Annotated in this window: 2 protein-coding genes; both read right to left on the bottom strand. The window is 75.8% G+C overall.

Annotated features, from left to right (window positions below; all coding sequences use genetic code 11):
* Positions 1-221 (bottom strand): DivIVA domain-containing protein (locus G3I42_RS26175; protein WP_164289917.1); only part of this gene is annotated, 221 nt, incomplete at its 3' end.
* Between the two features lie 111 nt (positions 222-332).
* Positions 333-1,419, bottom strand: a 1,087-nt coding sequence (locus G3I42_RS26180) for an SUKH-4 family immunity protein (protein WP_239096684.1), incomplete at its 5' end; no start/stop codon positions are given.

Genomic DNA, 1,419 nt, shown 5'->3' on the forward strand with positions numbered 1-1,419 from the left:
TCGGCGTAGTCCGCCGGCGCGAGCCCCGCGACCGTCTCGCGCAGCGCCTCCGCCTCCGCGCCGAGCCGCGCCGCCTCCGCCTCCAGCGCCTCGACCCGGGCGCGCGCCAGGGCGTACTCGTCGGTGAGCCGCGCGAGATACGCGTCGACCTCGGCCGGGCGGTAGGCGCGGGGGCGGACGGAGGGAGGCGCGGGCGGGAAACCGTACTCGTCGCTGCTCACGCCTGGGGCCTCCGTCTCCGCTGATGACACCTCCAAGGATGCGTCATCAAGGCGACGGAAGCGCCCCGCGCGAGTGAGCCCCACAGCACACTGTGAGCCCTGCGACACGTCCTACAACAGCCCGTCCCACAACTGCTCCAGGACCACCGACCACCACGACTCCGCCGACGCCAGCGCCGCAGGGTCCAGCGCCGCCAGCTCCGCCTGGAAATCGACCGTCCAGCGGCCCGCCTGCTCCTGCGTGAGGCCGTACCGCAGGCGCCACATGCGGCCCAGCATCGCCAGGCACCGCGTGAACTCGACAAGCCCCGAGTTCACGAACTGCGGCGGCACGGGCGCCCCGCCAGGACCCGCCTCCACCGGCACCGCGACGATGTGCGCCGTCCCGTACTGCACGCACAGCGCCTTGCCGAAATCGCTGCCCACGACGAGGTACGTGCCCGCGTCCGGGGCCGCCGCGACGCCCCGCTCGGCCGCCAGCTCCGCGAGCGTCGGCACCGGGCGGCCCGGCTGCGCCTGCGCCCAGAAGAACGGGCCCATGTCGAACGGCAGCCCCGCCGTCGTCAGCGAGGTCGCGACGACCTCGGGCACCCCGGCCCGCGCCACCGCCTGCGGCTCGAAACGGAACACGCCCTGCGGCCCGAAGGCCCCGGCCAGCTCCCGCGCCACCTCCTCCGGCGGCACGGCGGGCGCCTGCGGCACCCGCGGCAGCGGCACCCGCACCGGCGCCGGACGCGCCGGACCGTCCGCGACCTGGTGCAACTCGCCCTGGTGCGCGAGCAACTGCGCCATCCCGTGCTGCCTGCTCGCGTGATCGGTGCCGTACGGGGCGATCGACGTGATCCGCGCCTGCGGGAACGTCTCCCGAATCATCCGCGCGCAGTACGCCCCCGGCAGCTCGCACGACTCCAGCTCCGTGTGGAGTTCCAGCACCTGCTGCGGCGGCACGTTCATCCCCCGCAGCTCGTGCAAAATCTGCCACTCCGGGTGCGGCAGCCCCGGCGCCGAACGCCGGATGAGCTGCTGCTCGGAACCGTCCGGCGCCCGGAACCGCAGCACCGCCTGATACCCGGGCCCGACCGTCGGCACGCCGGGGCGCGGGTAGCCGTAGCCCTGCGGGGGCGGGGGCGGGGGCGTTTGCGGTACGGGGGCGGGCGGCGGGGTCTGCGGGGCGGGGCCGGGCGCGGGGGCCGCGCTC

It is taken from the genome of Streptomyces sp. SID11385 (genome assembly GCF_010548245.1).
GTDB lineage: Bacteria > Actinomycetota > Actinomycetes > Streptomycetales > Streptomycetaceae > Streptomyces.